The organism is Erwinia papayae (assembly GCF_058241465.1).
Map to the genome: position 1 here is coordinate 824,206 of NZ_JBZCHT010000009.1, position 13,602 is coordinate 837,807.

13 protein-coding genes and 1 pseudogene are annotated in these 13,602 nt (G+C 49.7%); 11 read left to right on the forward strand and 3 right to left on the reverse strand.

The window, feature by feature from the left end:
• Positions 1-421: 421 nt before the first annotated feature.
• From AC3RPL_RS08610 to acnA, 3 genes and pseudogenes are all read left to right on the forward strand, one after another.
• Positions 422-580 (forward strand): YmiA family putative membrane protein, encoded by a 159-nt coding sequence (locus AC3RPL_RS08610; RefSeq protein WP_071994952.1) that lies wholly within the window; start codon positions 422-424, stop codon positions 578-580.
• Positions 505-747 (forward strand): YciX family protein, encoded by a 243-nt coding sequence (locus AC3RPL_RS08615; RefSeq protein ID WP_034933044.1) that lies wholly within the window; start codon positions 505-507, stop codon positions 745-747. Before AC3RPL_RS08610 ends, AC3RPL_RS08615 begins: the two co-directional genes overlap by 76 nt.
• A 554-nt stretch (positions 748-1,301) precedes the next feature.
• A pseudogene (acnA, locus tag AC3RPL_RS08620) lies at positions 1,302-3,984 on the forward strand (aconitate hydratase AcnA).
• A 111-nt stretch (positions 3,985-4,095) separates the two neighbouring features.
• On the opposite strand, the gene ribA reads toward acnA, so the two are convergent.
• Positions 4,096-4,683, reverse strand: a complete 588-nt coding sequence (gene ribA / locus AC3RPL_RS08625; RefSeq protein WP_034933037.1) for a GTP cyclohydrolase II — start codon at positions 4,681-4,683, stop codon at positions 4,096-4,098.
• A 230-nt stretch (positions 4,684-4,913) separates the two neighbouring features.
• On the opposite strand from ribA, the gene pgpB reads away from it, so the two are divergent.
• The 5 genes from pgpB (at position 4,914) to yciH (ending at position 8,552) form a co-directional block, all read left to right on the forward strand.
• Positions 4,914-5,675, forward strand: coding sequence for a phosphatidylglycerophosphatase B (gene pgpB, locus AC3RPL_RS08630; RefSeq protein WP_490739665.1), 762 nt, complete (start codon positions 4,914-4,916; stop codon positions 5,673-5,675).
• 144 nt (positions 5,676-5,819) lie between these two features.
• The gene (locus tag AC3RPL_RS08635; protein ID WP_490739666.1) at positions 5,820-6,125 is read left to right on the forward strand and encodes a LapA family protein; all 306 of its coding nucleotides are present in this window, start codon (positions 5,820-5,822) and stop codon (positions 6,123-6,125) included.
• Positions 6,126-6,131: 6 nt separating this feature from the next.
• Positions 6,132-7,301, forward strand: a complete 1,170-nt coding sequence (gene lapB / locus AC3RPL_RS08640) for a lipopolysaccharide assembly protein LapB (protein ID WP_490739667.1) — start codon at positions 6,132-6,134, stop codon at positions 7,299-7,301.
• Between the two features lie 208 nt (positions 7,302-7,509).
• Complete coding sequence (pyrF, locus tag AC3RPL_RS08645) at positions 7,510-8,229, forward strand: orotidine-5'-phosphate decarboxylase (RefSeq protein WP_034933025.1); 720 nt, start codon at positions 7,510-7,512, stop codon at positions 8,227-8,229.
• Positions 8,226-8,552: a stress response translation initiation inhibitor YciH gene (gene yciH, locus AC3RPL_RS08650; RefSeq protein ID WP_490739668.1), complete on the forward strand. Its 327-nt coding sequence runs from the start codon at positions 8,226-8,228 to the stop codon at positions 8,550-8,552. The genes pyrF and yciH overlap by 4 nt, the downstream gene beginning before the upstream one ends.
• Positions 8,553-8,635: 83 nt before the next feature.
• On the opposite strand, the gene AC3RPL_RS08655 is transcribed toward yciH, so the two are convergent.
• Positions 8,636-8,923, reverse strand: a complete 288-nt coding sequence (locus tag AC3RPL_RS08655) for a putative quinol monooxygenase (protein ID WP_490739669.1) — start codon at positions 8,921-8,923, stop codon at positions 8,636-8,638.
• A gap of 378 nt (positions 8,924-9,301) precedes the next feature.
• Here AC3RPL_RS08655 and AC3RPL_RS08660 point away from each other — a divergent pair, with 378 nt between their 5' ends.
• A complete protein-coding gene (locus tag AC3RPL_RS08660; RefSeq protein ID WP_490739670.1) occupies positions 9,302-9,574 on the forward strand; it encodes a putative hemolysin in 273 nt (90 codons plus the stop codon).
• Between the two features lie 42 nt (positions 9,575-9,616).
• Here AC3RPL_RS08660 and AC3RPL_RS08665 read toward each other — a convergent pair whose 3' ends face one another.
• Positions 9,617-10,609 (reverse strand): 2-hydroxyacid dehydrogenase, encoded by a 993-nt coding sequence (locus AC3RPL_RS08665; protein WP_490739671.1) that lies wholly within the window; start codon positions 10,607-10,609, stop codon positions 9,617-9,619.
• A 188-nt stretch (positions 10,610-10,797) separates the two neighbouring features.
• On the opposite strand from AC3RPL_RS08665, the gene AC3RPL_RS08670 reads away from it, so the two are divergent.
• Positions 10,798-13,425, forward strand: coding sequence for a YdbH family protein (locus AC3RPL_RS08670; protein ID WP_490739672.1), 2,628 nt, complete (start codon positions 10,798-10,800; stop codon positions 13,423-13,425).
• Positions 13,412-13,600 carry a YnbE family lipoprotein gene (locus tag AC3RPL_RS08675; RefSeq protein WP_034933009.1) on the forward strand — a complete coding sequence of 63 codons (189 nt, stop codon included), beginning with the start codon at positions 13,412-13,414 and terminating at the stop codon, positions 13,598-13,600. The genes AC3RPL_RS08670 and AC3RPL_RS08675 overlap by 14 nt, the downstream gene beginning before the upstream one ends.
• Positions 13,601-13,602: the final 2 nt, after the last annotated feature.

Below are 13,602 nucleotides of genomic sequence, written 5' to 3' on the forward strand. Positions count from 1 at the left end.
CAATCAATCTCATTTATTATTTTTTTGTGAATGAAACATGTATCACATGTTTTTTCTTTGTTTTTTATTAAATGAGAAATGGTACACATTTTTCGGTTTATTGCTTTGCAGGCGGCCAGGACTATTCTTACACTCTGATTTACAATTCGTAAGAGGAGCTTACTGTCAGTGATGAGAAAAGATAACTACAGTTATAAATGGAACTATGAAAGTCTTTCGCTGTGCTTATTTGCTTTAAGGATTAATAAACTATCCTCAGTTTGATTAAAGACAGCTAATAGAATTTTACTCTTTTGATAAAGGTTGTTAATCGTTTAGTTCAATAAAAATGACTGGATTTCGTTCCACAAAATGTTTAGGATTCATCCTAATTTCTGATTGGCTTGATCAATCGTTTTAATGAGAGTGATTATCGATAACTATGACTACCAGACTATCAGTAGAGCCCAGCTTCGGGCATGAAACCGTACCGGTTCAGCGTAATACTAACCTCAAACGCAAAGCGTGGATGGCTGTTTTCGCTGGTTCAGCACTATTCTGGCTGGCCGTCGCAATGATGGTCTGGCACTTCTGGGGATAAAGATGCATCTGGAGACATTCAATCGTAAGCAGCAACAGCAAACCAAAGTGAAACAGCGTTTTTGTAAAAGTAAAGATGCTGAAGCCGTGAAAATTCCCGAGTCATGGGGCCTGAGCGAGCTTCAGCGCAGTTTTATTGATTCAATGTCCGATAATAAAAGCAAATAATAAAGTCAAATTTCTGGCGCGCGGCCAGCCATTAAAATTACAAGTTCAGGCATTCCCTGACTGCTTTACGCACTTAACACCATTTTTAATTTCATTTAACAAACGTTACTGGCGTTGACAGTTTTATGTTGATGCTGTTTTCCGGTTAACAGTGAACCTTTTTTGTGGCCTGAGTCGGAATTAAGGCAAATTTAAGCAAGTGGCTAACTCTTTTTTGTTTTGAGTTGCATGTCAGCTTGATTATGGCAATACCGATGCGTCAAACATGCATATTTAAACAACAAGAATTCCTTAAAAACGCCCCATCGTTATCGCGAGGGGCGTTTTTTTATTGCTGATAAATCATTTTCTGAAAGCTGACTTGTAATCATTTTTGTTAAGCCTGAACTGAAGAGAGGACGCTGGCGCGGATAAACGCCTGATTGTTGCTATAACGTGCGCGGTAATCAGTGTTTGTTGACTTTGTTATCAGTTCGTTAAATTGAATCTGTACTATCTTTAGATCAAACCATGTAGTTACTCAGGTTATCTGGATATTAACAAAGGAGAAAGCCATGACGTCCAGTCTGCATCAAAAGGTCAGTGCACTGCTGGATGTGCAGGGCCGGAATTATCATTATTTCAGCCTGGCCGAAGCTGAAAAGTTTCTGGGTGACCTCTCCCGTCTGCCAAAATCTCTGAAAGTTTTGCTGGAAAATTTACTTCGCTGGCATGACGAAGTTTCTGTCAGTGAGCAGGATATTATTGCGCTGGCGGGATGGCTCAAACATGCACACGCCGATCGTGAAATTGCGTATCGTCCTGCCCGGGTGCTGATGCAGGACTTTACAGGTGTTCCCGCCGTCGTCGACCTGGCCGCCATGCGTGAGGCCGTCAGACGTCTGGGGGGGGGATGTGGCGAGGGTGAATCCACTCTCTTCCGTTGACCTGGTAATTGATCATTCGGTAACAGTTGATCATTTTGGAGACGGGCAGGCATTTGCAGAAAATGTTGGGCTGGAAATGGAACGCAACCATGAACGCTATGTATTCCTCCGTTGGGGACAGAAAGCCTTTGATAAATTTCGTGTCGTGCCGCCAGGAACCGGAATTTGCCATCAGGTGAACCTGGAATATCTCGGCCAGGCGGTATGGCATGAAAAAATTAATGGTAAAGACTTTGCGTGGCCGGATACCCTGGTTGGCACCGATTCTCACACCACTATGATCAATGCGCTGGGGGTATTAGGCTGGGGAGTGGGTGGTATCGAAGCTGAAGCGGCAATGCTTGGACAGCCGGTTTCAATGCTTATCCCCGATGTGGTGGGATTTAAACTGACCGGTAAGTTAAAACCGGGAATTACCGCTACCGATCTGGTTCTGACCGTAACACAAATGCTGCGTAAGCATGGTGTGGTGGGAAAATTTGTTGAATTTTATGGCGATGGTCTGGACCAGCTGCCGCTGGCTGACCGTGCCACCATTGCTAATATGGCTCCGGAGTACGGTGCCACCTGTGGATTTTTTCCGGTCGATGCTGTCACCCTGGATTATATGACGATCACCGGGCGATCTGCTGAGCAGGTCGCGCTGGTGGAAGCTTATACCAAAGCGCAGGGGCTTTGGCGCAAGGCTGGTGACGAACCGGTTTTCACCAGTTCACTGGCTTTAGATATGGGTGAGGTTGAGGCAAGCCTCGCCGGGCCAAAACGTCCACAGGACCGTGTTTTACTGGCGGATGTTCCGACAGCTTTCAGTGCCGGCAACAGTCTTGAGGTGAATCGCACACATGAACATCTCCAGTCTGTAAGCTACACCGACAGTCAGACTGGCCTCAGCCACACTCTCGAAGAGGGCGCGGTGGTGATTTCCGCTATCACTTCATGTACTAACACCTCCAATCCGGGAGTGATGATGGCCGCCGGGCTGCTGGCGAAAAAGGCTGTTGAACGAGGTTTACAGCGCCAGCCATGGGTTAAAGCCTCTCTGGCTCCGGGGTCTAAAGTTGTTTCTGACTATCTGGCAAAAGCGAATCTGACATTCAGCCTCGACCAGCTTGGTTTTAATCTGGTGGGATATGGCTGCACGACCTGTATTGGTAATTCGGGACCACTGCCTGATGAGGTGGAGCGCGCCATTAAAGAAGGCGATCTCACCGTTGGCGCTGTACTCTCAGGTAACCGTAATTTTGAAGGTCGTATCCATCCTTTGGTTAGAACAAACTGGCTCGCCTCACCGCCGCTGGTGGTAGCTTATGCGCTGGCAGGTAATATGAAAATTAATCTGCGTGAAGATCCTGTTGGCAATGATAAAAGCGGCAATCCGGTATGGTTGAAAGATATCTGGCCTTCGCAGACGGAAATTGCCGCAGCGCTGGAGATGGTGTCTACCAGCATGTTTCATCAGCAGTATGCCGCAGTATTTGAAGGCACACCCGAGTGGCAACAAATCGTTGTAAGTGACGATGTCACGTATTCCTGGGACGATAATTCAACCTATATCAGGTTATCGCCATTCTTTGATGACATGAGCAAAGAACCGAAACCCGTCAACGATATCAGAGGCGCACGGATCCTGGCGATGCTGGGAGATTCAGTTACCACTGACCACATTTCTCCTGCAGGCAGCATCAAAGCCGACAGCCCGGCGGGTCGCTATTTAGTCGGCAATGGCGTCCGTGAGAGTGATTTTAACTCTTACGGTTCGCGACGGGGGAATCATGAAGTGATGATGCGGGGTACCTTTGCCAATATCCGCATCCGCAATGAAATGGTCCCTGGGGTGGAAGGAGGAATGACACGTTTTATTCCGGGAGATGAGCAGCTGGCGATTTTTGATGCCGCTATGCGATATCGTCAGCACTCAACGCCGCTGGCGGTGATCGCCGGGAAAGAATATGGTTCAGGCTCCAGTCGTGACTGGGCTGCAAAAGGGCCTCGCCTGCTTGGCGTCAGGGTGGTGATTGCCGAATCTTTTGAGCGTATTCATCGTTCAAACCTGATTGGTATGGGGATCCTGCCTCTGGAGTTTCCCGAAGGTGTGACGCGCAAAACGCTGAGCCTGACGGGGGATGAGCAGATTGATGTGCAGGATCTGGCGCAATTGCAACCCGGTGGGGAGGTCAAAGTCACGGTCACCGCGCAAAATGGTGAGGTCACCGTGCTGAAAACGCGCTGCCGCATCGATACCGGTAATGAGCTTACTTACTATCAACATGACGGCATTCTGCATTATGTCATTCGCAACATGCTGAACTGAGTTCACCGGGCAGGTGGCACAACACTTTCGCTTGTGCCGCCTGCTCACTCTTTAAGATGCCAGCTTTACAGGCTGACAGAACAGATTTTATTGCGTGTAATGCCGCGATACTCAAGAAAGCAGGTGTCCCATTTTAGCAGCCTTGGTATCCAGATAATGCGCATTCTCCGGATTACGCCCGACAATCAGCGGTACCCGGCTGACGATGTTGATACCGGCTTCACTGAGTATCTCAACTTTTCGGGGATTGTTAGTCAGCAGCCTTACTTCGTTAACGCCAAGTAAACGGAACATATCAGCACAAAGGGTGAAATCGCGCTCATCAGCTGCAAAACCTAACTGATGGTTCGCTTCAACCGTGTCATATCCCTTGTCCTGCAACGCGTAAGCGCGAATCTTATTCAGCAGGCCGATATTACGTCCCTCCTGGCGATGGTAGAGCAACACGCCGCGACCTTCTTCTGCGATATGATTCAGCGCGGCTTCCAGCTGAAAGCCGCAGTCACAGCGCAGGCTGAACAGGGCATCACCGGTCAGACACTCTGAATGTACGCGGGCGAGCACAGCTTCGCCGTTACTGATATCACCATAAACCAGCGCGACATGGTCATGGCCAGTTGCCAGTTCTTCAAATCCAACCATCAGGAAATCTCCCCATGGCGTGGGCAGATTGGCTTCTGCCACCCGTTTAAGCTGCATGTGACTCTCCAGATACACCAGGTAATACATCGCCCTTATGGCAGGGCATCTTCAGCAGGCTGAAAAATTAACGGTGGCTATTTTGCCACAATCAGTATCAGTGCAGTTAACAAGTTGGAGCGATTGTTGTGATACTGCACAATTATCATCATTCAGCTCACTATGTTATTATTTTTTCTCATAATGTCAGCAAAAACTGGCAATAAAACGCCGGTCAATAAAGGAAAATTATGTTTGAAATAGTCAGGCGCACTACGTTGGGAGCATTATTGCTGCTGATTATGCCTGTTGGCGTCTGGATTTCTGGCTGGCAGTGGCAACCTGATAATATGGGAATTTGGCACAGGGGGCTGTTTTGGGTAACTGAAACCGTCACCAGTCCGTGGGGAGCTGTAACCAGTGCGATCCTTTGCGTGTGGTTCGTCTGGTGCCTGCGCTTCAGACTGAAGCCAGCGATATTATTACTGGGAATTATGATTCTGGCGATTCTTGCGGGGCAGTACGCCAAAAACGTTATCAAGGAACAGGTGCAGGAACCGCGCCCCTACGTGTTATGGCTGGAAAAAATTCATGCGCTGGATGACAAAGTGTTTTATCAACAACCCCGTCAGCAGCGTAGCAGGCTGGTGAATGAGGCTGTGGCCAGCGACAATCGTCTGCCGGACTGGCTGAAAGCTCACTGGGAATTTGAAACAGGCTATGCTTTCCCCTCCGGCCATACGATGTTTGCCGCAAGTTGGGCACTGCTGGCCTTTGGTCTGCTCTGGCCACGCCGCCGGGTTGTGACTCTGCTGCTACTTTTTGGCTGGGCTACGGGTGTCATGGCAAGTCGACTGGTACTGGGTATGCACTGGCCTCGGGATCTGGTTATCTCAACATTGATCAGCTGGCTGCTGGTTACCGTTGCGACCTGGCTGGTTCAGCGCTGGTGCGGTCCATTAAGCGTACCCCCGGTGGAAGAGCATGAAATTCGTCAACGTGAAAGCGATTAGATTGTGATTATCAACCTGTGCCCCAATATCATTGCGTGGAGAAGGGTTCTGTAACTGCGCAGATTTCGTTAACGTATCAGTCAAGCAACAGGGCGTTTTTTTTGGCATAATTCATCTGGTTATCACCAGACTACGGGACGGACTGTGAAATACTTGCTGATTTTTTTACTGGTTTTAGTGATCTTTGTCATCTCAATTACTCTTGGGGCACACAACGATCAAATCGTGACCTTCAATTATCTGTTGGCACAGGGGCAGTATCGGGTTTCAACGCTGGTTGCAACGCTTTTCGCCGTCGGCTTTATTCTTGGCTGGGCGATTTGTGGACTGTTCTGGTTGCGACTTCGTGTCTCACTGGCGGCAGCTCAGCGAAAATTAAAACGTCTGCAACAGATAACGCAGACTGAAGAACCGCTGACAACGTCACCTGCACCTGTCGCTAAGGAATAATTTCTCATGTTGGAACTGCTGTTTCTGTTATTGCCCGTTGCCGCAGCCTATGGCTGGTACATGGGGCGCAGAAGTGCGCAACAGGATAAGCAGCAGGAAGCCAGTCGGCTGTCGCGTGATTATGTTGCCGGGGTGAACTTTTTGCTCTCCAATCAGCAGGACAAAGCGGTCGATTTGTTTCTTGATATGCTCAGAGAAGACAGCGGCACGGTCGAAGCTCATCTGACGCTGGGCAATCTTTTTCGATCCAGAGGGGAAGTAGACCGTGCGATTCGAATTCATCAGGCGCTGATGGAAAGCGCATCGCTCACTTATGATCAACGCCTGCTGGCCTTACAGCAACTCGGGCGCGACTATATGGCGGCAGGTTTTTATGACCGCGCAGAGGAAATGTTCTCTCAACTTGTTGATGAAACAGATTTCCGTGTCGGTGCACTCCAACAGTTACTGCTTATTCATCAGGCAACCAGCGACTGGCCGAAAGCCATTGAGGTGGCTGAACGGCTGGTCAAACTGGGCAAAGATAAACAGCGGATGGAAATTGCCCATTTTTATTGCGAGCTGGCATTGCAGGCTATGAGCAGTGACGATCTGGATCGTGCCATGAATCTGCTGAAAAAAGGCGAGGGTGCCGATCGTCAGAGCGCACGTGTTTCAATAATGATGGGCCGTATTGCTATGGCGAAAGGTGATTACGCCAGAGCCGTTGGTTTGCTTCAACGGGTGATCGAGCAGGATAAAGAGCTGGTCAGCGAAACGTTGGAAATGCTGGAAAGTTGTTATAACCAGTTGCAGCAGCCTCAGGCCTGGGCCGATTATCTGCGACGTTGTGTTGAAGAAAATACGGGTGCTGTAGCCGAGCTTTACCTCTCTGATATTATCGAACGTGATGAAGGCGGGGACGTCGCTCAACTTTATATCAATCGTCAACTTGAACGACATCCCACCATGCGTGTTTTCCATCGACTGATCGATTTCCACCTGAATGATGCGGAAGACGGCAGAGCAAAAGAGAGCCTGATGGTGCTGCGGGATTTGGTTGGAGAACAGATCCGTACCAAGCCTCGCTATCGTTGCCATAAATGTGGATTTACTGCACATGCACTGTACTGGCATTGTCCATCCTGCCGTGCCTGGTCATCTGTTAAACCGATACGCGGACTGGATGGGCAGTAATTTCTGGCTGATGAACGCCACGTTTGCTGATTTTTTAGTTACAACATACTATTTATGCTCTGGTTAATCATAACTTAAGCATCAATGTCGCTTGCGTCTGTCAGAAAAGAAAAAGTGCGTCAGGCTGTGAATTTATCGATACCACAGGTAAAATGCCTGCCGTTTATTTTCTGCGCCTCCAGGTGCTTTATTTTCAGAGGGTCTTCTTATGCAATCACCGCTGGCAAGCGATTCCCCGATTCTGGTTGCACTTGATTATGCCGACCGCGACCAGGCTATGGCTTTCGTAGACAGAATTGATCCGCGTAGTTGCCGTCTGAAAGTGGGTAAAGAGATGTTTACCCTTTTTGGACCACAGTTGGTAAAGGATTTACAGCAGCGTGGTTTTGACCTGTTTCTCGATCTGAAATTTCATGACATTCCCAACACCACTGCGCATGCGATTGCCGCCGCTGCCGAACTGGGTGTCTGGATGGTGAATGTCCATGCCAGCGGGGGAGCCAGAATGATGGATGCTGCACGCGAAGCTCTGATGCCGTTTGGCAACGATGCTCCGCTGTTGATAGCAGTGACGGTACTGACCAGTATGGATGCCGAAGATCTCAGAGGAATTGGGATTGATGCCACACCCGGCGATCACGCTCAACGTCTCGCCAGTCTCAGCCATCAGTGTGGACTTGACGGGGTTGTTTGCTCGGCACAAGAAGCAGCACGATTCAGGCGCACGCTGGGAACAGATTTTCGTCTGGTCACACCCGGTATTCGCCCAAAGGGCAGCGAAGCAGGTGATCAGCGCCGGATTATGACTCCGCAGGAAGCTAAAGAGGCTGGCGTGGACTATATGGTAATTGGACGTCCAATTACTCAGGCTGCCGATCCCGCCGTCGCGCTGGCTGACATTCTGACATCTTTGCAGGGGGCGCAATGACCGATAACAACAGTCGGCTGGTTTACTCTACGGAAACAGGGCGAATTACCGAATCTGCGCCAGCGGTACAAAGAGAAAAAGGCGATGGAATTGTTCGTCTTCAACGTCAGACCAGTGGCAGAAAAGGTAAGGGCGTGTGCCTTGTGACGGGGCTGGATCTTTCTGATGCCGAACTGGATAAGCTGGCGGCGGAATTGAAGAAAAAATGCGGCTGTGGCGGTTCAGTTAAAAATGGCGTTATCGAAATTCAGGGCGATAAACGTGACTTGCTGAAAAGCCTGCTGGAGTCAAAAGGGATGAAAGTTCGCCTCGCGGGGGGATGAAAGCGAAGTGAATACAGACCATGCGATTCAGCTACGCCCGGTTCAGACATTTGCAAGGCCAGGTAATCTGGCCTTACTCGTTGCTACATTTTAGTTACCTCAGGCGGCTGTGCCAGTAGTGATCCTGCTTCAGCCATCAGCGTTTTAAAATGAGGCTGATTTCCGTGAAAATCGACGGCAGCAGCATTTTTCCATGTTTCATGAAACAGAAAAACATTGCCATCCTCGACACTGCGGTACAAATCGTAATGCAGACAACCTGCTTCAGATCGGGCGGGTTTCACCCCTGCATTCAGCACTTTCTTCAGTTCATCGGCTTTACCGGCAATGGCGACGAACTTTGCCACGATACAGACGTTTTTTTCGGTCATGATCCACTCCTTAATTACGCTGACAAACAGGACATAATCCAGCCCTGAAAAGGTGATAACGACTGACACAACTGCCGTTATCGAATCAGTAGAACATCATGCCATATTTTCCGCGACCTTACAGAGAACGACGACGGGCCAGCCCTGAAGAAGTAAAAAATTTTATTTTCGTTGCCGCGATTTCACGCTGTTCAGGTCAGATTGTTTTATTTACCGTGATGATTTCTGATCATTATTTTTGGTTAAAGTAATCAGCGGCGCAGGCTATTGTCATCGGGTTTCTTTTTATTTCAAAAATATTTATCTCACAACTCGACCTGCCCGAAAACGTGGATTATGCTGGCAAACTGCCTGCCCACCGCAAATGGAGTTTTTTGAATGAAAGCTGCAACCTTTCTCATCGTCGTCACGACATTATTACTCACCGGATGTAGTGGTCATGGTGATGACGATCCTCCTCAACAGGCCACTGCTGCACATGTCTCGCCACGCGTCGAGATGTCCGGCATGGCAGAGCAGGTTTGCAGCAATGCCGGAGGCACGCTGGCGCTGTCCCGGCAGCTGGATGGCAGTTCGGTTGGCATGTGTCAGCTGGCCAATGGTCGCCGCTGTGGAGAAAATGCCCTGGTCAGTGGCAGCTGCATACGTTAAGGACTGAGGTAAGGCCGGTTAAACCGGCCTGCGAAAATTATCTTAGACGGTCAGTTCATTGGGACAATGCTGATTGTTGTTTAGCATTGTCAGATTTTCCAGTGTAGTTTGCGCAATACTGGTCAGTGCCTCAGCAGTCAGAAAAGCCTGATGTCCGGTAAACAGCACATTGTGGCAGGCAGAAAGGCGACGGAATACATCATCCTGGATCACGTCATTAGATTTATCTTCAAAGAACAGGTCACGTTCGTTTTCATAAACATCCATACCCAGCGACCCGATTTTCTGCATTTTCAGCGCATCAATAGCAGCCTGAGAATCTATCAGCCCGCCGCGACTGGTGTTAATAATCATTACGCCATTTTTCATTTGTTGGAAAGCTGACATATTGAGCAGATGATTATTTTCTGCTGTCAGCGGACAGTGCAACGAAATAACATCAGACTCGCGAAACAGGGTTTGTAAATCAACGTATTCGGCACCCAGCTCCAGAACCTGAGGATTAGGGTAAGGGTCTGAAGCCAGCAGACGCATACCGAATCCTTTCAGGATCCGCAAAGTGGCAATACCAATTTTGCCGGTGCCGATAACGCCGGCAGTACGGCCATGCATATTAAAACCAATTAATCCTTCGAGAGAGAAATTGGCGTCTCTGGTGCGCTGATACGCACGATGAATACGTCGGTTAAGCGTCATCATCATACCTACAGCATGTTCCGCCACCGCTTCCGGTGAATAAGCAGGAACGCGGACAACTTTGATACCCAGCTCTTTTGCCGCATCAAGATCGACGTTATTGAATCCTGCGCAGCGTAGTGCCACGAAGCGAACGCCCAGTCCGGCCAGTTCTTCCAGCACGCTACGCCTGCCATCATCATTGACGAAGATGCACACTGCCTCACAGCCGGAAGCGGTTTTGGCGGTTTTTTCAGTCAGCAGAAAATCGAAAAATTCCAGTTCATGGTCAGGGGTAGCATTTACCTGTTCGAGATATTTCCTGTCGTACTGCTTGGTACTGTATACCGCGATTTTCATTATCTCTCCTGATGTCCTGAAGATAAAAAAGACTGACAGGATAATAACAACAATTCGTATTCTGCGGCGACCCTGCTTTACATAACCAGGCATCCCGACATGGAAACTTTTCACAATGCTTCTCGCCGGGCAGATAACATGACATCATTCAGCCCTGTGACTTTTACGGACTATACGGAACAACTGTCATGACCCGCAGCTGGAGGCTGTTCACTGCGATAATAACGATACTGCTGTTAGCTGGCGCAAGCCTGTGGCTGACTGCTGTCCACTGGTTACCCCGTCTTGCGGGGCTCTGGTTACCTGTTAACACCACCATCCGACTGGAAAGCAATTTTTCCTGGCGTGACGGGGGGGGGTGGTTGCCCGCAATCAGTTATCGCGTCGGTGACTGTCAACTGGCTGCCGTGGAGGGTCTGTCATTAAAAAGGGCAAATGGCCGCTGGCAGTTAGCTGCCGGTAACGTAGATGTCAACAGCAATTGCTTCAGTCAGTTGCCGCAGAACAGTCAGCCAACGGCCCCAAAATCGGTGGCTGAGTGGCAGTCTCTGCTCCCCTCTGCACAGGTTTCAGTCAGTCAACTGACGGTCACGCCCTGGCAAAACTGGGCGGGCTCTCTACAACTCGATCTGCAACCTGAAAAGCAGAGCATTGATTATCAGGGAAAAAATATTCATCTGGCGGCCACACTCCATGGTCAGCGTCTCGATATCTCTTCTCTGGTGGTCAATGCGCAGGGTCTGCCACAGCCAGTGAGAGTGGGCGGAAGCGTAACCCTGCCAGCTATTCCTGACGCGCTGCCTGATGCCGGTGCTATCCACGCTAACCTGACAACCGATAGCGTTCCGCATCCTCTGCTTGCCACACTAAACTGGCAGCAGGATAAGGGGGAGGTCAGGATCATGGCCGAAGATACAAAAACGCTTTTGTTCAGACTGCCCTGGCAGATATCTCCGCTGGAAATCAGCGTGCAGCAAGGGGAGTGGCACTGGTCATATGCCAGTCAGCCGCTCTCCGGTGGGATTAATTTTGCGTTGAAAAACTGGCAACAGGGGCTGTCATCAACCGAGATTACCGGGCGTCTGAACGCGCTGACACAGGGAAAAGGCGGTAAAGGCAACGTGGTGCTGACCCTGGGGCCGGGTCATCTGGACTGGGAACAGAGTCAGTTACCGTTCAGGCTGACCGGTGACAGCAAAATGGAACAGATGCTCTTTTTTGCTGCCATTCCGGGGGAAGTGCAGGGATCGTTATCCGCACCCGAAATGATACTCAAACCCGGCGCACTGTTACGAATGCGAGGAAAGCTACTCTCCACGCTTGAAGTAGATGAAGCGCGCTGGCCTCTTTCCGGCCTTAAGGTTTCCTCCTCTGGCATTGACGGGCGTTTACAAGCAATTCTGACCGCACATGATCCTGACACCGGTCAGTTTCGCGTGCATCTGGATGGCCGCGCCGATAATTTCTGGCCCGATCAAGGGCGATGGCAGTGGCGTTACTGGGGGGATGGTGTGCTGTCTTCTTTCAGGGCTGAATGGGATGTAAATGGCCGGGGACGCTGGCAGGACAAATTGATCGAGCTGGAGTCACTCTCAACCGGCTTCAATCAGATCAGTTACGACAGTGTCAATGTACATGCTCCCCGTCTTACGCTGGAGACCCCGCTGCGATGGCAGCGCGATACTTCTGCGCCATCCTTCAGCGGAAAGCTGAAACTTAATGCGCAGCAAACGACGTTCAGCAGTGGAGGGCATCTGCCTCCGGCGATATTGCGCCTGGCGCTGAATGGACGCGATCCCGGTTCCTTTTTATTGCAAGGAACATTGCAGGCCAGCCCCATCGGGCCAGTGCGACTGTACGGGCGTTGGGATGGTCAGCGTTTGCGCGGTCAGGCATGGTGGCCGCAACAGCCGCTAACCGTTTTTCAACCACTGCTCAGTGACGATCTGAAAATGAAGATCCAGGGTGGAACATTGAAAGCACAGATGGCTTTTTCGGCGGCCAGCGGGCAGGGATTGGCAGCCGGAGGACATTGGGTGGTAGCAGATGGCAGCATGCTTATGCCGGACAACGAAATTAATGGTGCCGATTTCTCTTTACCTTTTCGATTCAGGAATAATCAATGGTATTTCGGTGCCAGGGGACCGGTGTCGTTGCGCATCAAAGAGGTTAAAAATCAGTTTGCATTGCAGAACATTACGGCTGATTTGCAAGGCTGGTATCCGTGGAGCAAAAGTCATCCTCTGCGTCTCAGTAATGTTGGAGTGGATGTACTGGGTGGAAAAATGCGCATGGAAAGCCTGCAAATGCCACAAACAGAAGCCGCCACGTTGCGGCTGAAAAATATCAGTATGAGTGAGCTAATCACCGCCATCCGACCAAAACAGATTGCGATGTCCGGTCATATCAATGCTGCCTTGCCGCTGTGGCTGGACGATTCACACTGGCTGGTGAAAGAGGGATGGATTGCAAACAGCGGTCCTCTCACCGTGCGGCTGGACAAAGATTTTGCTGATGCTGTCTCAGCGAATAACATCGCAGCCGGTGCAGCAACCGACTGGTTACGCTATATGGAAATTTCACGAAGCTATGCAACCCTGAATATTGACAATATTGGTCAACTGACCTTAAAAGCTCAGGTCAACGGCACCAGTCGTTTCAGTGATAAAAATCAGCGTGTTTCACTTAATTACACGCAGCAGGAAAACCTGTTCCAGCTCTGGCGTAGCCTGCGCTTTGGCGATAATTTGCAATCTTGGGTGGAGCAGAATGCTTCCCTGCCAACTCAGAAGGAAAACAAAAATGAGATGCATTAGCCTGTTATTACCAGGCACAATCTGGTTGCTCAGCGGTTGTATACCGCGCATTGAAGTGGCAGCGCCAAAGGAACCAATTACTATCAATATGAATGTGAAAATCGAACATGAAATTCACATCAAGGTAGATAAAGATGTTGAAGCGTTGCTAAAAAACCAGAATGGCCTGTTCTGAAA